This window comes from Mycobacterium avium subsp. avium (assembly GCF_009741445.1).
GTDB lineage: Bacteria > Actinomycetota > Actinomycetes > Mycobacteriales > Mycobacteriaceae > Mycobacterium > Mycobacterium avium.
On the sequence record NZ_CP046507.1, the window covers coordinates 2,297,390 to 2,317,757 of the forward strand.

19 protein-coding genes and 1 pseudogene are annotated in these 20,368 nt (G+C 70.5%); 11 read left to right on the top strand and 9 right to left on the bottom strand.

The window, feature by feature from the left end:
- Positions 1-127: 127 nt before the first annotated feature.
- A pseudogene (locus MAA44156_RS10725) lies at positions 128-1,966 on the top strand (DEDD exonuclease domain-containing protein); the annotation flags it as partial.
- On the opposite strand, the gene trpD reads toward MAA44156_RS10725, so the two are convergent.
- Complete coding sequence (gene trpD / locus MAA44156_RS10730) at positions 1,904-3,007, bottom strand: anthranilate phosphoribosyltransferase (RefSeq protein WP_029248464.1); 1,104 nt, start codon at positions 3,005-3,007, stop codon at positions 1,904-1,906. The pseudogene MAA44156_RS10725 and the gene trpD sit on opposite strands and share 63 nt — an antisense overlap.
- Before the next feature lie 147 nt (positions 3,008-3,154).
- Between trpD and ctaE the strand changes: the two genes are divergently transcribed.
- The 4 genes from ctaE (at position 3,155) to qcrB (ending at position 7,608) form a co-directional block, all read left to right on the top strand.
- Positions 3,155-3,766: an aa3-type cytochrome oxidase subunit III gene (gene ctaE, locus MAA44156_RS10735; protein ID WP_023861629.1), complete on the top strand. Its 612-nt coding sequence runs from the start codon at positions 3,155-3,157 to the stop codon at positions 3,764-3,766.
- Positions 3,767-3,795: 29 nt separating this feature from the next.
- Positions 3,796-4,623, top strand: a complete 828-nt coding sequence (gene qcrC, locus MAA44156_RS10740) for a cytochrome bc1 complex diheme cytochrome c subunit (protein ID WP_003872263.1) — start codon at positions 3,796-3,798, stop codon at positions 4,621-4,623.
- A gap of 82 nt (positions 4,624-4,705) precedes the next feature.
- On the top strand, positions 4,706-5,911 hold the full coding sequence (gene qcrA, locus MAA44156_RS10745; protein ID WP_009976520.1) for a cytochrome bc1 complex Rieske iron-sulfur subunit: 1,206 nt from the start codon (positions 4,706-4,708) through the stop codon (positions 5,909-5,911).
- Positions 5,908-7,608, top strand: a complete 1,701-nt coding sequence (gene qcrB, locus MAA44156_RS10750; protein WP_009976519.1) for a cytochrome bc1 complex cytochrome b subunit — start codon at positions 5,908-5,910, stop codon at positions 7,606-7,608. Before qcrA ends, qcrB begins: the two co-directional genes overlap by 4 nt.
- A 34-nt stretch (positions 7,609-7,642) precedes the next feature.
- Here the strand turns inward: qcrB and MAA44156_RS10755 are convergent, their stop codons facing one another.
- The 5 genes from MAA44156_RS10755 to ctaC form a co-directional block, all read right to left on the bottom strand.
- Positions 7,643-8,086 carry a DUF5994 family protein gene (locus MAA44156_RS10755; protein ID WP_011724710.1) on the bottom strand — a complete coding sequence of 148 codons (444 nt, stop codon included), beginning with the start codon at positions 8,084-8,086 and terminating at the stop codon, positions 7,643-7,645.
- 182 nt (positions 8,087-8,268) lie between these two features.
- Positions 8,269-8,901: a DUF2561 family protein gene (locus MAA44156_RS10760; protein WP_009976517.1), complete on the bottom strand. Its 633-nt coding sequence runs from the start codon at positions 8,899-8,901 to the stop codon at positions 8,269-8,271.
- Positions 8,901-9,860: an MmpS family transport accessory protein gene (locus MAA44156_RS10765; protein ID WP_033725151.1), complete on the bottom strand. Its 960-nt coding sequence runs from the start codon at positions 9,858-9,860 to the stop codon at positions 8,901-8,903. Before MAA44156_RS10765 ends, MAA44156_RS10760 begins: the two co-directional genes overlap by 1 nt.
- 189 nt (positions 9,861-10,049) lie before the next feature.
- Positions 10,050-10,469 carry a cytochrome c oxidase subunit 4 gene (locus MAA44156_RS10770; RefSeq protein WP_003872269.1) on the bottom strand — a complete coding sequence of 140 codons (420 nt, stop codon included), beginning with the start codon at positions 10,467-10,469 and terminating at the stop codon, positions 10,050-10,052.
- A 13-nt stretch (positions 10,470-10,482) separates the two neighbouring features.
- Positions 10,483-11,565: an aa3-type cytochrome oxidase subunit II gene (gene ctaC / locus MAA44156_RS10775; protein ID WP_003872270.1), complete on the bottom strand. Its 1,083-nt coding sequence runs from the start codon at positions 11,563-11,565 to the stop codon at positions 10,483-10,485.
- Between the two features lie 121 nt (positions 11,566-11,686).
- Between ctaC and asnB the strand changes: the two genes are divergently transcribed.
- Positions 11,687-13,618: an asparagine synthase (glutamine-hydrolyzing) gene (gene asnB / locus MAA44156_RS10780; RefSeq protein WP_009976514.1), complete on the top strand. Its 1,932-nt coding sequence runs from the start codon at positions 11,687-11,689 to the stop codon at positions 13,616-13,618.
- 21 nt (positions 13,619-13,639) lie between these two features.
- Here the strand turns inward: asnB and MAA44156_RS10785 are convergent, their stop codons facing one another.
- The gene (locus tag MAA44156_RS10785) at positions 13,640-14,614 is read right to left on the bottom strand and encodes a carbohydrate kinase family protein (RefSeq protein WP_009976513.1); all 975 of its coding nucleotides are present in this window, start codon (positions 14,612-14,614) and stop codon (positions 13,640-13,642) included.
- Positions 14,615-14,793: 179 nt separating this feature from the next.
- Here MAA44156_RS10785 and MAA44156_RS10790 point away from each other — a divergent pair, with 179 nt between their 5' ends.
- On the top strand, positions 14,794-15,471 hold the full coding sequence (locus MAA44156_RS10790) for an Rv0361 family membrane protein (RefSeq protein WP_003872273.1): 678 nt from the start codon (positions 14,794-14,796) through the stop codon (positions 15,469-15,471).
- Between the two features lie 26 nt (positions 15,472-15,497).
- Here MAA44156_RS10790 and MAA44156_RS10795 read toward each other — a convergent pair whose 3' ends face one another.
- Positions 15,498-15,854, bottom strand: a complete 357-nt coding sequence (locus tag MAA44156_RS10795) for a HesB/IscA family protein (protein WP_003872274.1) — start codon at positions 15,852-15,854, stop codon at positions 15,498-15,500.
- A gap of 97 nt (positions 15,855-15,951) precedes the next feature.
- Positions 15,952-17,028 (bottom strand): glycerate kinase family protein, encoded by a 1,077-nt coding sequence (locus MAA44156_RS10800; RefSeq protein ID WP_003878146.1) that lies wholly within the window; start codon positions 17,026-17,028, stop codon positions 15,952-15,954.
- Between the two features lie 191 nt (positions 17,029-17,219).
- On the opposite strand from MAA44156_RS10800, the gene MAA44156_RS10805 reads away from it, so the two are divergent.
- Genes MAA44156_RS10805 through MAA44156_RS10820 form a run of 4 tightly spaced genes read left to right on the top strand, consistent with a single transcriptional unit; the run spans position 17,220 to position 20,277 of the window.
- Entirely contained in the window at positions 17,220-17,912 is a 693-nt protein-coding gene (locus MAA44156_RS10805) for a DUF3043 domain-containing protein (protein WP_009976511.1), read from the top strand.
- A gap of 27 nt (positions 17,913-17,939) precedes the next feature.
- Entirely contained in the window at positions 17,940-18,476 is a 537-nt protein-coding gene (locus MAA44156_RS10810; protein WP_011724706.1) for a bifunctional adenosylcobinamide kinase/adenosylcobinamide-phosphate guanylyltransferase, read from the top strand.
- A complete protein-coding gene (cobT, locus tag MAA44156_RS10815; RefSeq protein ID WP_029248463.1) occupies positions 18,473-19,525 on the top strand; it encodes a nicotinate-nucleotide--dimethylbenzimidazole phosphoribosyltransferase in 1,053 nt (350 codons plus the stop codon). The genes MAA44156_RS10810 and cobT overlap by 4 nt, the downstream gene beginning before the upstream one ends.
- A complete protein-coding gene (locus MAA44156_RS10820) occupies positions 19,522-20,277 on the top strand; it encodes an adenosylcobinamide-GDP ribazoletransferase (protein WP_065371117.1) in 756 nt (251 codons plus the stop codon). Before cobT ends, MAA44156_RS10820 begins: the two co-directional genes overlap by 4 nt.
- The last annotated feature ends 91 nt before the right edge of the window (positions 20,278-20,368 follow it).

Below are 20,368 nucleotides of genomic sequence, written 5' to 3' on the forward strand. Positions count from 1 at the left end.
GCCGGCGCACATCGCGCCGGGCTGACCGAACGGTAACGGCGGCCACCGACATCGACAGCCGACCCCGACCGCCCGGACCGGCGTGGCAGCCGCCCGGGTGTCGGTCGTGCTGCCTACCGTCACCACCGTGGCCTCCGACGGTGCGACTCAGCTGAGCTTCGCCGACGTGGGACCGGCGTTCGGCCCCGAGGAGGTCGCGCTGCGCGACACCACCTTCGTGGTGGTCGACCTGGAAACCACCGGCGGACGCAGCACCAGCACCGGGGAAACCGCGCCCGACGCCATCACCGAGATCGGGGCGGTCAAGGTGCGCGACGGCGTGGTGCTCGGCGAGTTCGCCACCCTGGTCGACCCGCAGCGCAGCATCCCGCCCCAGATCATGCGACTGACCGGCATCACCACGGCGATGGTGTCGGACGCGCCGGCCATCGACGCGGTGCTGCCGATGTTCCTCGAGTTCGCCGGCTTGGACCGCGGGGCGGTGCTGGTCGCCCACAACGCCGGTTTCGATGTCGGGTTCCTGCGCGCCGCCGCGCAGCAGTGCGACATCGCCTGGCCGCGACCGCGGGTGCTGTGCACGGTCCGGTTGGCCCGCCGGGTGCTCAGCCGCGAGGAGGCCCCCAGCGTGCGGCTGGCCTCGCTGGCCCGGCTGTTCGCCGTGACCACCCAACCCACCCACCGCGCCCTCGACGACGCCCGGGCCACCGTCGACGTGCTGCACGCCCTCATCGAGCGGGTCGGCAACCAGGGCGTGCACACCTACGCCGACCTGCGCGGCTACCTGCCCGACGTGACGCCCGCCCAGCGCCGCAAACGGGTGCTGGCCGAGGGGTTGCCGCGCCGGCCGGGGGTGTACCTGTTCCGCGGGCCGTCGGGCGAGGTGCTCTACATCGGCACCGCCGTCGACCTGCGGCGCCGGGTCGCCCAGTACTTCACCGGCGCCGATCCGCGCGGCCGGATGAAGGAGATGGTCGCGCTGGCCGGCGCCGTCGACCACGTCGAGTGCGCGCACGCGCTCGAGGCCGGCGTGCGCGAGCTGCGGCTGCTGGCCGCCCACGCCCCGCCCTACAACCGGCGGTCCCGCTTCCCCCAGCGGTGGTGGTGGGTGGCGCTCACCGACGAGGCGTTCCCCCGGCTCGCGGTGGTCCGGGCGCCGCGGCACGACCGGGCCGTCGGGCCGTTCCGGGCCCGCGCCGACGCCGCCGACACCGCCGAGCTGCTGGCCCGGTTCGCCGGGCTGCGCACCTGCACCAACCGGCTGGGCCGGGCGGCGTTGCACGGGCCGCTGTGCCCGGAGGCGGAGGTGGCGCCGTGCCCGGCCGCCCGCGGCGTCACGGCCACCCAATACGCGGCCGCGGTGGCGCGGGTCGCGGCGTTGATCGACGGCGCCGACAACAGCGCGCTGGCCGCCGCGGTGGACCAGGTCGCTGCGCTGGCCGAGCGGCGTCACTTCGAAAGCGCCGCCCGGCTGCGCGACCGCACCGCCACCGCGGTCGAGGTGCTGTGGCGCGGCCAGCGGCTGCGGGTCCTGGCCTCGTTGCCGGAGCTGGTTGCCGCCGCGCCCGACGGGCAGGGCGGCTATCAGCTGGCCGTCGTCCGCTACGGCCGGCTCGCCGCGGCGGGCAACGCCCGGCGCGGGGTGCCGCCGATGCCGGTGGTTGACGCGATCACCGCTGCGGCGCAAGCGATTTGGCCCGAGCCGGGGCCGCTGGGCGGCGCGCTGGTCGAGGAGACGGCGCTGATCGCGCGCTGGCTGGAGGCCCCGGGGGTGCGCATCGTCCGGGTGGAGGGCACCCAGGACGCGGCGGGCTGGGCCTCCCCGCTGCGCTCGGCCGGGGCCTGGGCGGCGTGGGCGGCGGCGGCGCGCTCGGCCCGGCTGGCAAGCGAGCAGGCCCTGCGGGCGTCAGAGCTGCTGACCGAACCGCACCCAACGCGCGAGCAGCTGTTCGGCCGCGCCGGAGTCGATGGCGGCACTGGCGCGGGCCAGCCCGTCCTCCCAGGCCGGCAACCATTCGGCGCGGCTGGATAACCCGGCGTGCGCCACGATCGCGCCGGCGGCGTTGAGGACGACGGCGTCGCGCACCGGGCCCTGGCCGCCGGCCAGCACCGCCCGCACCTCCGCGGCGTTGGTCTGCGCGTCACCGCCCAACAGATCGTCGAGCTCGGCCCGCGGGAAACCGAACCCGGCCGGATCGAACGTCAACCGGTCCACCGTGCCGGCCTGCACCCGCCAGATGGTGCTGGTCGTCGTGGTGGTCAACTCGTCGAGCCCGTCGTCGCCGTGCACCACCAGCACACTGGAGCGCCGGGCGGCGAACACCCCGGCCATCACCTCGGCCAGCTCGGCGAACGCGCAGCCGATCAATCCGGCCCGCGGTCGAGCCGGATTGGTAAGCGGCCCAAGCAGATTGAACACCGTCGGCACGCCGATCTCGCGGCGCACCGCCGAGGTATGCCGGTAGGACGGGTGGAACAGCGGCGCGAAGCAGAAGCCGATGCCGACTTCGGCGACACTGCGCGCGACCTGCTCGGGGCCCAGGTCGATCCGCACCCCGAGCTCGTCGAGCGTGTCCGCGCCGCCCGAGAGCGACGACGCCGCGCGGTTGCCGTGTTTGACCACCGGCACCCCCGCGGCCGCGGCCACGATCGCCGCCATCGTGGACAGGTTGACGGTGTTGACGCCGTCGCCGCCGGTGCCGACGATGTCGACGGTGTCGTCGCGGATCGCGCCGGCCGGGAACGGCAGGGCGTGGTTCAGCATCACCTCGGCCAGCTCGATGACCTCGGCCGAGGTGGGGACCTTCACCTGCATCGCCACCGCGAAGGCCGCGATCTGGGCCGGGCTCGCCTCGCCGGTCATGATCTGGTCCATGGCCCAGGCCGCCTGTCCGCGGGCCAGGTCGTCACCGCCGGTCAGCCGGGCCAGCACCTGGCGCCACGACGTCGCCGGCCCACCGGAGGGCCGCCGGGCTGCGGAAGCCGCAGACGACTCAGATGACAACGCCACGCGCCGATGGTCCCACGCCGGGCACAGCGGCCCCAACCTCGCCGCGAAGGGCCCGGTCGGCGCCGGGGCGCGACGCGCCCCGCCACAAATCGCGAAATTCCAGACCCGGGTGGAGTTCAACAACTACAAAGCGTCATACTTGCGGATGTGACCAGCGCTGTCGGGACCTCAGGTACTGCAATTACGTCGCGGGTTCATTCGCTGAATCGGCCCAACATGGTCAGTGTCGGCACGATCGTCTGGCTTTCCAGCGAGCTGATGTTCTTTGCTGGCCTGTTCGCGATGTACTTCACCGCCCGCGCCCAGTCGGGCGGCAAGTGGCCGCCGCCGCCGACCGAGCTCAACCTGTATCAGGCCGTGCCGGTGACCTTGGTGCTGATCGCGTCGTCGTTCACCTGCCAGATGGGGGTGTTCGCCGCCGAGCGCGGCGACGTGTTCGGGCTGCGCCGCTGGTATGTGATCACCTTCTTGATGGGCCTGTTCTTCGTGCTCGGGCAGGGCTACGAGTACTACCACCTGATGGGCCACGGCACGACCATCCCGGGCAGCGCCTACGGCAGCGTGTTCTATCTGGCCACCGGGTTCCACGGTCTGCACGTGACCGGCGGGTTGGTCGCCTTCATCTTCCTGCTGGCCCGCACCGCGATGAGCAAGTTCACCCCGGCGCAGGCGACGGCCAGCATCGTCGTCTCGTACTACTGGCATTTCGTCGACATCGTGTGGATCGCGCTGTTCACCGTGATCTATTTCATCCGATGAGCGGACGCTGGACGAACAGGAGTGCTCGGTTGAAGAAGCTGCGGTCCACCCGAACCGACCGTTCGCGACGGCGGCTGCGCCGCCGATTGTCCGGCGGCCTGCTGTTGCTGATCGCGCTGACCATCGCCGGCGGACTGGCCGCCATCCTGACGCCGCGGCCGCAGGTCGCCGTCGCCGACGAGTCGAACTCGGCGCTGCTGCGCACCGGCAAGCAGCTGTTCGACACGTCGTGCGTGTCGTGCCACGGCGCCAACCTGCAGGGCGTGCCCGACCGCGGGCCGAGCCTGATCGGTGTCGGTGAGGAGGCCGTCTACTTCCAGGTGTCCACCGGCCGGATGCCCGCGATGACGGGCGAGGCGCAGGCGCCCCGCAAGGAGCCGGTGTTCGACGAGGCGCAGACCGACGCGCTGGGCGCCTACGTGCAGGCCAACGGCGGCGGCCCCACCACGGTGCGCAACCCGGATGGCAGCCTGGCGATGCGCTCGCTGCGCGGCGAGGACCTGGGCCGCGGCGGCGATCTGTTCCGGCTGAACTGCTCGTCGTGCCACAACTTCACCGGCAAGGGCGGGGCGCTGTCGTCCGGCAAGTACGCGCCGGACCTCGAGCCCGCCAACGAGCAGCAGATCCTGGCGGCGATGCGGACCGGTCCGCAGAACATGCCGAAGTTCTCCGACCGCCAGCTGTCGTTCGAGGCCAAGAAGGACATCATCGGCTACATCAAGGCGGTGACCGAGGAGCGCCAGCCGGGCGGCTACGGCCTGGGCGGGTTCGGCCCCGCCCCCGAGGGCATGGCGGCCTGGATCATCGGCATGGTGGCCGCCATCGGGCTGGCGCTGTGGATCGGGGCACGCGCATGAGCCGCACCCGGACGATGCAGTGGGGTCTCCCCCAGCCGCGCAACGGCGAAGGGGCCGAACCGAAGAGGAGGAGCGGCGCAAAATGAGCGACGGCGACGTTCGCGGCTCTGACACCGACAAGGGAGCCGGGGCGCCCAACGAGCCCGACGAAGCGGCGCTGGCCGCGATGTCGCAGCAGGAGCTGGTGACGCTGGGCGGCAAGCTCGACGGCGTCGAAACGGTGTTCAAGGAACCCCGGTGGCCGGTCGAGGGCACCAAGGCCGAGAAGCGCGCCGAGCGCGGCGTCGCCCTGTGGCTTCTGCTGGGCGGCGGCTTCGGGCTGGCGCTGCTGCTGATCTTCCTGTTCTGGCCGTGGGAGTACAAGCCCAAGGAGGCCGCCGGCAGCTTCCTGTACGACCTGGCCACCCCGCTGTACGGCCTGACCTTCGGGATGTCCATCCTGTCGATCGGGATCGGCACCATCCTGTACCAGAAACGCTTTATCCCCGAAGAGATTTCGATCCAGGAGCGGCACGACGGCGCCTCCCGCGAGATCGACCGCAAGACGGTGGTGGCGAACCTGGCCGACGCCTACAACGGGTCCACCATCGGGCGGCGCAAGATGGTCGGGCTGTCGCTGGGCGTGGGCCTGGGCGCGTTCGGCCTGTCCACCCTGGTCGCGTTTGCCGGGGGCCTGATCAAGAACCCGTGGAAGCCGGTGGTGCCCACCGCCAACGGGAAGAAGGCCGTGCTGTGGACGTCGGGCTGGACCCCGCGCTACCCGGGCGAGACCATCTACCTGGCCCGCGCCACCGGCACCTACACCGGGGCGCCGTTCGTCAAGATGCGGCCCGAGGACCTCGACGCCGGCGGCATGGAAACCGTGTTCCCGTGGCGCGAGTCCGACGGCGACGGCACCACCCCGGAATCGCAGGAGAAGCTGCGGGCGATCAACCAGGGTGTGCGAAACCCGGTGATGCTCATCAGGATTCGGCCCACCGACATGCCCCGCGTGGTCAAGCGGCAGGGCCAGGAGAGCTTCAACTTCGGCGAGTTCTTCGCCTACACCAAGGTGTGCTCGCATCTGGGTTGCCCCGCATCGCTGTACGAGGAGCAGTCCTACCGGATCCTGTGCCCCTGCCACCAGTCGCAGTTCGACGCGCTGCATTTCGCCAAGCCGATCTTCGGGCCGGCCGCGCGGGCGTTGGCGCAACTGCCGATCACCATCGACACCAACGGGTATCTGGTCGCCAACGGTGACTTCGTCGAACCCGTCGGACCGGCATTCTGGGAGAGGACGACAACATGAGTCCGAAATTGAGTCCCCCGAAGATCGGCGACGTCCTGGCCCGTCAAGGCGAGGACATCGACACGCGCTACCACCCGTCGGCGGCCGTCCGCAGACAGCTCAACAAGGTCTTCCCCACCCACTGGTCATTCCTGCTGGGCGAGATCGCGATGTACAGCTTCATCGTGCTGCTGCTCACCGGGGTGTACCTGACGCTGTTCTTCGACCCGTCCATGGCCGAGGTCACCTACAACGGCGTCTACCAACCGTTGCGCGGCGTGGAGATGTCGAAGGCCTTCGCGTCGGCCCTGGACATCTCCTTCGAGGTCCGCGGCGGGCTGTTCGTGCGTCAGGTCCACCACTGGGCCGCGCTGATCTTCTCCGCCGCGATCATGGTGCACCTGGCCCGCATCTTCTTCACCGGCGCCTTCCGGCGGCCGCGCGAGGCCAACTGGGTGATCGGCTCACTGTTGTTGATCCTGGCCATGTTCGAGGGCTACTTCGGCTACTCGCTGCCCGACGACCTGTTGTCGGGCATCGGGTTGCGCGCCGCCCTGTCCTCGATCACGTTGGGTATGCCGGTGATCGGGACCTGGTTGCACTGGGCCCTGTTCGGTGGTGACTTCCCCTGCGGCGGTGTCGGAAGTGAGTGCGCCGCAGCGGGTTACATCATCCCGCGGATGTACGCCCTGCACATCCTGCTGCTGCCCGGCATCATCCTGGCGCTGATCGGGCTGCACCTGGCCATGGTGTGGTTCCAGAAGCACACCCAGTTCCCCGGCCCGGGTCGCACCGAGCACAACGTGGTCGGGGTGCGGGTGATGCCGGTGTTCGCGGTCAAGTCCGGCGCGTTCTTCGCCGCCATCGTCGGCGTGCTGGGCCTGATGGGTGGTCTGCTGCAGATCAACCCGATCTGGAACCTGGGCCCCTACAAGCCATCTCACGTCTCGGCCGGCTCGCAGCCGGACTTCTACATGATGTGGACCGAGGGCCTGGCGCGTATCTGGCCGCCGTGGGAGTTCTACTTCTGGCACCACACCATTCCGGCGGTGGTGTGGGTGGCGCTGATCATGGGCGCGGTGTTCGTGCTGCTGATCATCTACCCGTTCCTGGAGAAGCGGTTCAGCGGTGACTACGCGCACCACAACCTGCTGCAGCGGCCGCGCGACGTGCCGGTGCGCACGTCGATCGGCGCCATGGCGATCGCCTTCTACATGGTGCTCACGCTGAGCGCGATGAACGACATCATCGCGCTGAAGTTCGACATCTCGCTGAACGCGACGACGTGGATCGGCCGCATCGGCATGGTCATCGTTCCGCCGATCGTGTACTTCGTCACCTACCGGTGGTGCATCGGGCTGCAGCGCAGCGACCGCGCGGTGCTCGAGCACGGCATCGAGACCGGCATCATCAAACGGTTGCCGCACGGCGCCTACATCGAGCTGCACCAGCCGCTGGGCCCGGTCGACGAGCACGGTCACCCGCTGCCGCTGGAGTACCAGGGCGCCCCGCTGCCCAAGAAGATGAACAAGCTGGGCTCGGCCGGGTCGCCCGGCATCGGCAGCTTCCTGTACGCCGATCCGCCGTCCGAGGACGCGGCCCTGCGGGAGGCCGCGCACGCCTCCGAGCAGCGTGCCCTGACCGCCCTGCGCGAACATCAGGACAGCATCGTGGGCTCGACCAACGGCTCCACCAACGGCGAGGACGGCCAGCACTAGCGACGCGGCAGCGCGCCCTGAGCCCCGGTGAGCCTCAGGGCGCGCTGTCGACGCGCTGTTGCTCGGCGGCCCGCAGGATCGAGCCGGCCGTCAGGAACGCCGGCTTGCCCCGGTCCCGGGGCTCGACGGGCAGCCCGGCCGCGCAGCGCAGCACCATCCGCGCCAGCGCGCTGTAGGTCGCGTACGGGATGATCAGCAGGTTGATCCGCGCGTCTCCCCCGATCAGCGTCATCACGTGCTGGCGCTTGCGTTCCCAGCCCGGCCAGTTGAAGTCCGGCGGTCGCTGCAGCGGCGGCCAGTTGACGTTGATCGCGCCGATCTGACCGAGCAGCGGGGTGAGCACCGCGACCAGCTCGGGCAATTCGTTGGTGATGCGGTCGGCGCGGGGCCACCAGGCGCCGTCGATGGCGCGGCCCAGTTCGCACCCCACCGACAGCCGGACGGGATCGGCGCGTCGGCGTCTTGCTGCGGAACCCACGTGCGGCGCCCTTCCCGGTCGGCATCCTTCGCGGGCGGGCGAAGGGAGGAATCGCATTGCCGGTGGGTGCACCCGCGAGCGCGGTAGCGCACCGCTGACAACGAAACCGCTCGCGCTCGACGCTACGCCACCCGCGGCCGACCGGATCGCCGAGGTGACCCGGCGCCGGGCCGCGACGGCGGTTACTGCTCGGCGACCGCCTCGCGCAGCTGGCGGATGTGCAGCCACTCGACCACCGGCATCGCCGCGGTGATCACCCCGGCGAATCCGTAGCCCACCCAGGATGATCCGTCGTGACCGACCGCCATCAGATAGGTCGCCGTCGCGACCGCGATCAGCGCCGCGCCCATGGTGCCGGTCAATATGACGGTGCCGCGCAACCAGATTCGATCGACCGCCTCGCCCGACCACCCCACGTCCGGGGTCGTCGCCGGCGTGTGCGGCGCCCGCTCGGTCGCGGGCCGCGCGACACCGGCGCCCAGCCGCACCGGGGGTCGTGCCGGCGCCGTCATCGCCCGGGCAGTCGGCTCGGCCTGCGACATCCGGCGGGCCCGCAACAGGATCGGGATGGCCCCCGCGATGATCAGCGCGGAGACGATGATGACGGCATACAGCACCCAGGTGGTGTGCGGGCTGCTGGCCGCCTTGTGAAATCCCCTGCCCAGGTCCGCCAGCGCGACGCAGGCCGCCACGCTGACGCCCAACAACGCCAGGTAGATCGCGGCGCAGGCGCCGATCAGGATGCGGTCGACGACCTCGGGCGAGACGGTGTCGTCGCCCAGCCCACGCCGATATGCCGAATATCTGCTGACCATCAGCAGCTCGTCTGCGGCGCGTCGTTGCTGTTCGACGAGAGCACCGTTCCGTCGCTGGTGGTGATCGAGCAGTTGAGCCTGCTGACCCGGAACAAGCTGGACGCCTCGACCGAGCCCACATCCGATTGCGAGATCGGGGTGACCGTCATCGACCACGGGATGTACACGTTGTGCTGCGTGCGCCGCCGGCCGGACGCGTCCACGTAGGTCACCGAGATGATGTCGCCTGGGGCCTTGGTGCCGGTCACCGAGTAGGTGACCTGGCGCGGACCCGTCGGGGTGGTGGGCGGCGGCGGGGCCGCGGCCGTCGAGGTGGCCGGCGGCGGGGCCGGGGCGGGCGCGGGCGGGGGCGGCGGTGCCGGAGAGGGCGTCACCGTCACAGTCTGGGTCTCCGTTGCAGTCGGGGGCGGCGGTTCGGTCGTGGGCGGCGGCGGGGGCGGTGGGGGCGGCGGCGGTTTGGTGGTGGTGATCTCGTCCTGCAGCGGCGGCGTGGACGCGGTGGTGGTGTTCGGGTTGGCCAGCTTGGTGGTGTCGGTCCGGGCGAACAGCAGCGACACCGACACCACCAACGCGATGGCGGCCACGATGGCCGCCACCCCGACCACCCACGGCCAGCGGGCGGTGCCGTGTTCCTCGTCCAGCTCGGCCGGTTCGTCGTAGTCGTCGTAGTCGTACAGGCGCAGATCGGCCGGCACGTAGGGGCCGCTGGTGAAATGCTCGGACTCCGGGGCCGAATAGGCCCGCGAGTAGGCGTCGGTCTGACCCGTCTGGTCGGCCGCGTCGAATTCGACGCTGTCGTCGAAGGGTTCGACCGCGTCCTCGTGTTCTCCCCCGGCCGGGAAATCCTCACCCGGGAACTCGTCGGCGGGCGGGCCGCCGGGATCCGGCTGGTGGTCGATCGGGTCGGCAGCAGGATCGGGTTCCTCAGGTTCCCATCCCGGGGGTCTAGACCCGCTCATCTCTGCCTTTGCCTACCCTGTTCGAACTGCATCGCCTGCGCGTAAAACTCCGCGGTCACTTCATTGCGGGCGCGCCGGGAAACTTCCCATTTGCCTGGGCAAAACACTACCCAACCGCAAAGGGGCAGAGACGCCGTGGCGAACTGCGCAGCCGATCACGTGATCGGATTGTGACCTTTATGCCGCGAATCAGTGCTTCTCAGGACCCAGGTAGTACTCGAAGACCAGCCCGGCGACCGACGACAGGATAAACATCACCCCGGCCACGATCAGCCAGGGCAACCACAGCGCGATGCCCACCGCGGCCACCGAACCCGACAGCGCGATCAGGATCGGCCACCAGCTGTGCGGGCTGAAGAAGCCCAATTCGCCTGCTCCGTCGCTGATCTCGGCGCCCTCGTAGTCCTCGGGGCGGGTGTCGATGCGGCGGGCCACGAAGCGGAAGAAGGTGGCCACGATGAGCGCCAGGCCGCCCGTCAGCGCCAGCGCGGTGGTCCCCGCCCACTCCTCGCCGCCGGTGGCGAACAGCGCGGTCAGCACGCCGTAGAGCAGTGCGGTCAGAAAGAAGAACCCGGCGATGAACTCGAACAGCCTGGCTTCGATATGCATGTGGTGTCCTAACCTACTGGCTTCCGGCCAACTGACCGCGCTTGGAGTCGAACGGGTGCGTGGTCACCGCCACCGGAGACTGACCAATCGCCTGCAGCGCCTCGGCGTTGCTCTTGCCGTCCATCCGCTGCTGCAGGTAGGCCTTGAAGTCGTTGGGCGACACCACACGGACCTCGAAGTTCATCATCGAGTGATAGGTGCCGCAGAACTCGGCGCAGTGGCCGACGAACGCCCCGGGCGAGTTGATCTCCTCGACCTGGAACACGTGGATCGAGTTGTTCGCCTCGGCGTTGGGGATGACGTCGCGCTTGAACAGGAACTCGGGCACCCAGAAGGTGTGCACCACGTCCGCGGACGCCAGGTCGAATTCGATGCGCTTGCCGGTGGGCAGCACCAGCACCGGGATTTCGTCGCTGGAGCCCAGCGTCTCGACCTTGTCGAAGTTCAGATAGGTGCGGTCCGAGGTGTTCAGCCCGCGGACGGCCCCGACCCGCTCCTCGCCGTGCGCGTCCTTGCCTTCCGGCTTGGACACCATCGCCTTCTTGCGCTCCGGGTCGGCGCCGTCGTAGGTCAGCGTGCCGTCTTTGAAGTTGACCTTCTGATACCCGAACTTCCAGTTCCACTGGAAGGCCGTGACGTCGACCACCACCTCGGGGTCCTTGGCGATGTGCAGCATCTTCTCCTGCACCACCACGGTGAAGTAGAACAGCACCGAGATGATGAGGAACGGCGTCACCGTCAGCACCAGCTCCAACGGCATGTTGTAGCCGAACTGGCGGGGCAGCTCGGTGTCGGTCGCCTTCTTGCGGTGGAACGCCGACGCCCAGAAGATCAGCCCGTACACGATGGCCCCGACCACCAGCGAGGCGATCACGGCGCCGATCCACAGCTCCCGGTTGAGGTGGGCCTGCGGGGTGATGCCCTTCGGCCAGCCCAGCGCCAGCGCGTCGGCCCAGCTGCTGCATCCGCTCAGCACGATCGCCAGCACACCCAGCGTCACGGCCAGCGCCAACGGCCGCAGCACCCTGCGCCCGACGCGGCCCGGAAACCTACCCTGCGACAAAGGTTGCGAACGGTCCTGCTCGCGAGGGGTCACGTCGGCGCCTCCTGCTCGGATATCGAATACTACGCAGCGTAGACCACGCGTCTGAACCGGGCGACGAAACCCCGGCCCGTCAGTCGGTCCCGGCGTTGGACGTGCGGCATACTGAGGCGCCGTGTGTGGTCTGCTGGCGTTCGTCGCCGCCCGAGCCGGTGCCGTCGGCGCCGACGACGCGATCGCGCGCGCCTCGCACCTGATGCGCCACCGCGGGCCCGACGAGCCGGGCACCTGGGCGGGCGCCGACGGCTCCGTCGTGTTCGGCTTCAACCGGCTGTCGATCATCGACATCGCCCATTCGCACCAGCCGCTGCGCTGGGGCCCGCCCGAGACGCCGGACCGCTACGAGCTGGTGTTCAACGGCGAGATCTACAACTACCTGGAGCTGCGCGACGAGCTGGCCGCCCACCACGGCGCGGTGTTCGCCACCGACGGCGACGGCGAGGCCATCGTCGCCGGCTTCCACCACTGGGGCACCGATGTATTGACCCGGCTGCGCGGCATGTTCGCGTTTGCGTTGTGGGACACCGTCACCCGCGAATTGTTCTGTGCTCGTGACCCTTTCGGCATCAAACCGCTGTTCGTGGCGACCGGCACCGGCGGCACCGCGGTGGCCAGCGAGAAGAAGTGCCTGCTGGAGCTGGCCGAGTTGATCGGGTTCGACACCGCGATCGATGAGCGCGCGGTGGAGCACTACACCGTCCTGCAGTACGTGCCGGAGCCCGAGACGCTGCACCGCGGGGTGCGACGGCTGGAATCGGGCTGTTATGCCCGGATCCGGCCCGGCGCGGCGCCCGACATCACCCGCTACTTCGTGCCCCGGTTCGCGGCCGTGCCCATCACCCGCGACACCGAACAGGCCCGCTACGACGAGATCACCGCGGTGCTCGAAGATTCGGTGGCCAAACACATGCGCGCCGACGTCACCGTCGGGGCGTTTCTGTCCGGCGGCATCGACTCGACCGCCATCGCGGCGCTGGCCATCCGGCACAACCCGCGGCTGATCACCTTCACCACCGGTTTCGAGCGCGAGGGATTCTCCGAGATCGACGTCGCGGTGGCCTCGGCGGAGGCGATCGGCGCCCGGCACATCGCCAAGGTGGTGCACCCCGACGAGTTCGTCGCCGCCCTGCCCGAGATCGTCTGGTACCTCGACGAGCCGGTGGCCGACCCGGCGCTGGTGCCGTTGTTCTTCGTCGCCCGGGAGGCCCGCAAGCACGTCAAGGTGGTGCTGTCCGGGGAGGGCGCCGACGAGCTGTTCGGCGGCTACACGATCTATCGGGAGCCGTTGTCGCTGCGGCCTTTCGACTACCTGCCGCGGCCGGTGCGGCGCTCGATGGGCAAGGTGTCCAAGCCGCTGCCGGACGGGATGCGCGGCAAGAGCCTGCTGCACCGCGGGTCGCTGACGCTCGAGGAGCGCTATTACGGCAACGCCCGCAGCTTCTCCGATGCGCAGCTGCGCGACGTGCTGCCCGGCTTCCGCGCGGAATGGACGCACACCGACGTCACCGCCGCACTGTACGCGCAGTCGATCGGCTGGGACCCGGTGGCGCGCATGCAGCACATCGACCTGTTCACCTGGCTGCGCGGGGACATCCTGGTCAAGGCCGACAAGATGACGATGGCCAACTCGCTGGAGCTGCGGGTGCCGTTCCTGGATCCCGAGGTGTTCGCCGTGGCGTCCCGGTTGCCGGTGGAGGCCAAGATCACCCGCACCACCACGAAGTACGCGTTGCGGCGGGCGCTGGAGCCGATCGTCCCGGCGCACGTGCTGCACCGGCCCAAGCTCGGCTTCCCGGTCCCGATCCGGCATTGGCTGCGCGCCGGCGAGCTGCTGGAGTGGGCCTACTCGATGGTGGCGTCGTCTCAGGCCGGTCACCTGGTGGACCTGGGCGCCGTGCGCCGGATGCTCGACGAGCACCGCAACGGCGTCAGCGATCACAGCCGCCGGCTGTGGACGGTGCTGATCTTCATGCTCTGGCACGCCATCTTCGTCGAGCACAGCGTGGTGCCACAGATCGGCGAGCCGGTGTACCCGGTGCAGCTCTGAGCGCGTCTGCTCGGCAAAACGTCAGGCCAGCACCGCGGCGATCTCGGCGGCCGCGTCCTCGCCGTACGCGCCGGCCAGCCGGCTTTTGGCGACCTCGTGGTCCCAGGACCACTCCTGGGTTCCGGTGGATTCCAGCACCAGCACGGCGACCAGCGAGCCCAGCTGCGCCGAGCGTTCCAGGTTCAGCCCGGCGCTGCGCCCGGTCAGGAAGCCGGCGCGGAATGCGTCGCCCACGCCGGTGGGGTCGGTTTGGCTGGTCTCGGGCACCACGCCGACGCGGGTGGTGGTGCCGTCGCGCTCGACGATGTCGACGCCCTTGGCGCCCAGCGTGGTCACCCGCAGCCCGACCTTCTGCTGCACGTCCGCCTCCGACCAGCCGGTCTTGGACAGCAGCAGCTCCCACTCGTAGTCGTTGGTGAACAGGTAGGCGGCGCCGTCGACCAGCTTGTCGATCTCTTCGCCGGACAGCCGGGGCAGCTGCTGGGACGGGTCGGCGGCGAACGGCAGGCCCAGCTTGCGGCACTCCTCGGTGTGCACCACCATCGCCTCCGGGTCGTTGGCGCCGATGATCACCAGCTCCGGCTTGCCCAGCGACGACACCAGGTCGGCGAGCTTGATGTTGCGGGCCTCCGACATGGCGCCCGGATAGAAGGAGGCGATCTGGGCCATGTCCTGGTCGGTGGTGCACACGAACCGGGCGGTGTGCGCGGTCTGCGAGATCAGCACGTGGTCGCAGTTGACGCCGTGGCGCTGCAGCCAGTCGCGGTACTCGCCGAAGTCGTCGCCGGCCGCGCCGACCAGCGCGACGTCGCCGCCCAGCACCCCGATCGCGAAGGCGATGTTGCCGGCCACGCCGCCGCGGTGAATCACCAGGTCGTCGACCAAGAAGCTGAGGGACACCTTCTGCAGGTGCTCGGCCAGCAGGTGTTCGGAAAACCGGCCGGGGAAGCGCATCAGATTGTCGGTTGCAATCGACCCTGTCACCGCGATCGTCACGAAATCTCCATCCTTCGTTAGTAAGGTTATCTAGCTTACTCAGGTGTTTCGACCGTCGCTGCGTGCACGGTCGGTGCATGGTCTGCGCTAGCCTCCCTTAGGAACGACTTTGGGAACGGCTCAGCAACTCGACGGGCCGAACCCGCTCGCAGTCCCGTCACCACCGTAGGAGAACCACGATGGCAGGTCCGCACTCGCCGAACCACACCGTCGGCGGCCAAGGACCAACTCCCCCAAGCGAATCCCAGCCACTCGAGTTCCCGGACCACCCCAACGCCGGCGATACCGGCTACGCCGCGGCCCCGCAGGCGCCACCCGGTTCAGCCAATTATGCCGGTCCCCCACCCGCGCCCGCGCCGTACCCGCCGCGGCGATCCAAGCGGCGGCTGATCGTCGGCCTGGCGCTGGCCGTTGCGCTGGTCGCGGTGATGACGGTGGCCATCGTGTACGGGGTGCGCACCAACGGCGCCAACACCGGGGCGACGTTCTCCGAGGGCGCGGCCAAAACGGCGATCCAGGGCTATCTGGACGCGCTCGAGCATCGCGACATCGACGAGATCGCCCGCAACGCCCTGTGCGGCCTCTACGACGGCGTCCAGGACAAGCGGTCCGACCAGGCGCTGGCCAAGCTCAGCAGCGACGCGTTCCGCAAACAGTTCTCCGAGGTGCAGGTGACCTCGATCGACAAGATCGTCTACCTGTCGCAGTACCAGGCGCAGGCGTTGTTCAGCATGCGGGTGTCCCCGGTGAGCGGCGGCCCGGCGCGCGGGCAGGTGCAGGGCATCGCCCAGCTGCTGTTCCAGCGCGGCCAGATCATGGTGTGCTCGTACGTGCTGCGCACCGGCGGCTCGTACTAGAGGGCCTTCGCGATCAGCCGAAGGGTCTAGTTGAACGAGTCGCCGCAGGCGCAGGAGCCGGTGGCGTTGGGGTTGTCGATGGTGAACCCCTGCTTTTCGATGGTGTCCACGAAATCGATGGACGCGCCCTCGACATAGGGCGCGCTCATCCGGTCCACCGTCAGCGTCACACCCCCGAACTCCGCGGTCAGGTCGCCGTCCAGCGACCGGTCGTCGAAGAAGAGGTTGTAGCGCAGCCCAGCGCACCCACCCGGCTGGACCGCGATGCGCAGCGCCAGGTCGTCCCGGCCCTCCTGGTCCAGCAGGGACTTTGCCTTGGTGGCGGCGGCCTCGGTCAGGATCACGCCGTGGGTCTTGGCGTTCGACTCGTTTTGCACCGTCATTGCTTCTCCTACATGCCTCATCGTTGGGTGGCTTCGATCGGGCCCGGTATCGCCGGCGTGCGCACTGCGACCCGGACTTGGGCGAAAGTCCACTGCTTCAACGGTACCTTGACGGACCGCTATTCCCGAGTCGCGCCGCCGCAACCGAGGCCAGACCCATCAGCTGATTGGCGGCGTCGGCCTGGGCCAGCCGCGCCGATCCGGCGTGTTCGGCCATCGACAGCGCGGCCATGATGCCCGCCGAGCGCACGGTCGCGGTGTCCAGATCGACCTGGCCGGCCAGCACGATCACCGGAATCCCGCGCGGCCGGGCCGCGTCGGCGAGGAAACCCACCACCTTGCCGTGCAGCGACTGCTCGTCGAATCGGCCCTCGCCGGTGACGATCAACTCCGCCGTGTCCAGGTCGTCGGACAGCCGGGTGTGTTCGGCGATGATGGCCGCGCCCGACTCGCACCGGCCGCCCAGCGCCAACAGCCCGGCCCCGATGCCGCCGGCGGCGCCCGCGCCCGGCTCGGCGCTGACGTCGCGCCCGGCGACCGCCTCCAGGATCAGCGCCCAGGCCTGCAGCCGGACTTCCAGCGCCGCGACCGTGGCGGTGTCGGCGCCCTTCTGCGGCCCGAACACCCGGGCCGCCCCCCACGGGCCCAGCAGCGGGTATTCGGTGTCGGAGGCGGCGATCAGTTCGACGTTGCCCAGTTGCCGGCGGGCGGTGTCCAGGCCGCCGAGTTCGGCGATCATGCCCTGGCCGCCGTCGGTGCACGCGCTGCCGCCGAGTCCGACCACGATCCGGGTCGCCCCTACCCGCAGCGCCTCGGCGATCAGCTGGCCCACGCCTTTGCTGTGGGCCGCCATGGCGGTCTCCGGGGTGGGTGGACCGCCGAGCAGCGCCAACCCGCACGCCTGCGCGCACTCCAGGTAGGCGGTCGCCGACCCCCGATCGAAGACCCATTCGGCCTCCACCATGGCTTTCAGTGGCCCGGACACCCGCAGCCGGCGCGTCTCGCCCAGCCGGCTGGCCAGTACCTCGACGAAACCGGGACCGCCGTCGGACTGCGGGGCGACGATGAACCGGTCGCCGGGACGCGACCGCGTCCAGCCGGTCGCGATCGCGGCGGACGCCTCCAGCGCCGACATGCTGTCGGCATAACAGTCGGGCGCCACCAGAACTTGCATCGCGGGTAATTGAAGGCGGCCGGGGGCCAGGCTGGAGGCAGCATCATCCGAGGCCATCGACCCGTCGTCCATCAAAGGCAGCCGTTCATCACGTGTAAGAGTAGGGCCAACTGAGGCACTAACGCAGGTCTAATAGCAAGGCATTCCAGGCGAATTCCGGCGCGACCCGGCCGCGAAGTAACCTGGCCCCTGTGAAGCTGTTGGGCCGAAAGAAGGACCAGGACGAAGACCTCGACGAGCAGACCGCCGCGTCGGGCGGATCCGACGTTGCTGGCGCCGCGGACGCCGCGTCCCGCGAGCCGCGCCGGACCGGCCCGAAGGGTCGCCCCACCCCCAAGCGCAGCGAGGCCCGCCGCAACGCGCGCAAGGGGCCCGTCGCACCCGCACCGATGACCGCCTCCGAGGCGCGGGCCCGCCGCAAGACGTTGGCAGGCCCCAAGCTCAGCCGCGAGGAGCGCCGCGCCGACAAGGCCGCCAATCGCGCCCGCATGTCGGAGCGGCGGGAACGCATGATGGCCGGCGAGGAGGGCTACCTGCTGCCGCGCGACCAGGGCCCGGTCCGACGCTACGTGCGCGACATCGTGGACTCCCGGCGCAACCTGCTCGGCCTGTTCATGCCGTCGACGCTGTTCTTGATGTTCATCATGTTCGGCGTCCCGCAACTGCAGCTCTACATCTCTCCCGCAATGCTGGTGCTGATGGCAGTGATGAGTATCGACGGCCTGATCCTGGGCCGCAAGGTCAGCAGGATGGTCGACGCCAAGTTCCCCAACAACACCGAAAGCCGTTGGAAGCTAGGCCTTTACGCGGCCGGTCGGGCCTCGCAGATGCGGCGGTTGCGGGCGCCGCGGCCCCAAGTCAAGCACGGCAGCAGTGTCGATTAGACCTCACCCGAAAGCCGGCTGACACCGGTGCGCACTTTGGTGCTCGGCGGGATCAGGTCAGGCAAGTCGCAGTGGGCGGAGGAAGCCGTCGCCGACGGGCTGCCGGCCGGCCGGCGGGTTCGTTACCTGGCGCCCGGGCCGCCCGGCGTGCACGATGCGGCCTGGGCGCACCGGGTCGCCGAGCATCGCGACCGGCGCCCCGCGCACTGGTCGACGATCGAAACCGACGACATCGCAACCGAATTGCGCCGCTGTCCGCAGGTCCCCACCCTGGTCGACGACCTGGGCGGCTGGCTGACCGGCATGCTGGACCGGCACGACGGATGGCAGGGCGGCTCGGTGACCGCCCCGGTCGACGACCTGCTGGCCGCGGTCGCCGAGTTCGCCGCCGCGCTGGTGCTGGTCAGCCCGGAGGTGGGGCTGACTGTGGTGCCGGCCACCGCGTCCGCGCGCCGGTTCGCCGACGAGCTGGGCAGCCTCAACCAGCGCCTCGCGCGGCTGTGCGACCGGGTGGTGCTGGTGGTGGCCGGCCAGCCGGTGCCGATCAAAACGCCGGGGGTCTGATGGAATTCGCGACCGTCTCGCCGCCCGACCCGGGCGCGGCCGCCGCCGCCCGGGCGCGGCAGGACACCCTGACCAAACCGCGCGGCGCGCTAGGCCGGCTGGAGGATCTGTCGGTGTGGATCGCGGCCTGCCAGGGGCAGTGCCCGCCGCGGCAGTTCGAGCGGGCCCGGGTGGTGGTGTTCGCCGGTGATCACGGCGTCGCCCGGTGCGGCGTCTCGGCCTACCCGCCGGAGGTGACGGCCCAGATGGTCGCCAACTTCGACGCGGGCGGCGCCGCGATCAACGCGCTGGCCGGCGTCGCCGGGGCGAGCGTGCGCGTGGCGGACCTGGCGGTGGACGCAGACCCGCCCGACGATCGGATCGGCGCGAACAAGGTCCGCCGCGGTAGCGGCGACATCACGGTGCAGGACGCGTTGACCGCTGAGGAGACCGAGCGGGCGCTGTCCGCGGGTGCGGCCATCGCCGACGAGGAGGTCGACGCCGGCGCGGACCTGCTGATCGCCGGCGACATGGGGATCGGAAACACCACGGCCGCAGCGGTATTGGTGGCGGCGCTGACCAACGTCGAGCCGGTCGTGGCGGTGGGGTTTGGCACCGGCATCGACGACGCCGGGTGGGCGCGGAAGACGGCCGCGGTGCGCGACGCGCTCTTTCGGGCGCGACGGGTATTGCCCGACCCGGTCGCGCTGCTGCGCTGCGCCGGAGGCGCGGATCTGGCTGCGCTGGCGGGTTTTTGCGCGCAGGCCGCGGTGCGGCGCACCCCGCTGCTGCTCGACGGCATGGCGGTGACGGCGGCCGCGCTGGTCGCCGAGCACCTGGCGCCGGGCGCCCGGCTGTGGTGGCAGGCCGGGCACCGCTCCACCGAGCCGGGTCATGCGCTGGCGCTGACCGCGCTGGATCTGGAGCCGATTCTCGACCTGCGCATGCGGCTCGGTGAGGGCACCGGCGCCGCGCTGGCGCTGCCCATCGTGCGGGCCGCGGTGGCGGCCCTGTCGTCGATGGCGACCTTCGCCCAGGCCGGTGTGTCCGACCCGTCGGCTCACCCGTGATGCGTTCGCTGGCAACGGCTTTCGCGTTCGGCACGGTGCTGCCCATGCCGGCCGGCGGCCGCGGGCCGATGGGCCGCGGCGCCATGACGGCGCTGCCGGTGGTGGGCCTCGCGCTGGGGGCGCTGGCCGCCGCCGTCGCGTGGGGCGGCACGGTGGTGTTCGGCCGGTCCAGCCCGCTGGGCGGGCTGCTCGCCGTGGCCGCGCTGCTGTTGATCACCCGCGGCCTGCACATCGACGGCGTCGCCGACACGGCCGATGGCCTGGGCTGCTACGGGCCCCCGGACCGCGCCCGGGCGGTGATGCGGGACGGCTCGACCGGACCGTTCGGCGTGGCCGCCGTCGTCGTGGTGGTGATGGCGCAGGCGCTGGCGTTCTCCGCGCTCGCGGCGGGGCGGCCGGTTCCGGTCGGGGTGGCCGTGGCGGTGTTCGCCGGCCGGGTCGCCGCGGTGCTGGCCTGCCGTCGGACGGTGCCGGCGGCCGCCGGCAGCTCGCTGGGCGCCACCGTCGCCGGCAGTCAGCCGGCGGCGGTGGCGGCGGCCTGGGTCGCGGTGCTGCTCGGCATGTCGCTGGTGGCCGGGCCGCGGCCGTGGCACGGACCGGTCGCGGTGCTGCTGGGCCTGGGCTGCGGCGGGGTGCTGGTGCGGCATTGCGTGCGCCGCTTCGGCGGCATCAGCGGTGACGTGCTGGGCGCGGCGATCGAGCTGACCGCGACGGTCAGCGCGGTAGCGCTCGCGGCCCTGGTGCGCGTCTAGCCCGGGCCGGCTCGGCTCGGCTCGGCCGCTCAGCAACCCGCCGAGCGTGAAACTAGCTTCACGGTCGGGGCCCAGCGTGAAACTAACTTCA

Coding starts and splice junctions, on each gene's coding strand:
- MAA44156_RS10795 (WP_003872274.1), bottom strand. CDS start 15,854: ATGACGGTGCAAAACGAGTCGAACGCCAAGACCCACGGCGTGATCCTG.
- MAA44156_RS10800 (WP_003878146.1), bottom strand. CDS start 17,028: ATGCAAGTTCTGGTGGCGCCCGACTGTTATGCCGACAGCATGTCGGCG.
- MAA44156_RS10770 (WP_003872269.1), bottom strand. CDS start 10,469: ATGCATATCGAAGCCAGGCTGTTCGAGTTCATCGCCGGGTTCTTCTTT.
- qcrA (WP_009976520.1), top strand. CDS start 4,706: ATGAGCGACGGCGACGTTCGCGGCTCTGACACCGACAAGGGAGCCGGG.
- MAA44156_RS10760 (WP_009976517.1), bottom strand. CDS start 8,901: ATGGTCAGCAGATATTCGGCATATCGGCGTGGGCTGGGCGACGACACC.
- MAA44156_RS10765 (WP_033725151.1), bottom strand. CDS start 9,860: ATGAGCGGGTCTAGACCCCCGGGATGGGAACCTGAGGAACCCGATCCT.
- MAA44156_RS10790 (WP_003872273.1), top strand. CDS start 14,794: ATGGCAGGTCCGCACTCGCCGAACCACACCGTCGGCGGCCAAGGACCA.
- qcrB (WP_009976519.1), top strand. CDS start 5,908: ATGAGTCCGAAATTGAGTCCCCCGAAGATCGGCGACGTCCTGGCCCGT.